This is a genomic window from Flavobacterium collinsii, from assembly GCF_902804485.1.
Lineage (GTDB): Bacteria > Bacteroidota > Bacteroidia > Flavobacteriales > Flavobacteriaceae > Flavobacterium > Flavobacterium collinsii.
The window spans coordinates 1-211 of sequence record NZ_CADCST010000044.1 but is presented as its reverse complement, the minus strand read 5'-3'; the positions used below and the strand labels follow the sequence as shown (position 1 = coordinate 211).

The window sequence follows — 211 nt, the reverse complement described above, 5'->3', positions numbered from 1 at the left end:
AGCCAATGGGGGAAGTGGCGGAAGCTGGTCAAGCAATAATACAACAGTTGCTACAGTAGATGCTTTAACAGGAGAAATTACAGGAGCCGCAGCAGGTACTGCAACAATATCATATACAGTAACCGGAACAGGCGGTTGTGGAAATGCCACAGCTACCAGAACAGTAACGGTAACTGCAGCACCAAATGCGGGTACTTTATCAGGTACACAA

1 protein-coding gene is annotated in these 211 nt (G+C 46.9%); it reads left to right on the top strand.

The annotated features are described in order from the left end of the window. Positions 1 to 211: Ig-like domain-containing protein (locus tag FLA105534_RS00525; protein ID WP_173964099.1), on the top strand; the 211-nt coding region annotated here is incomplete at both ends.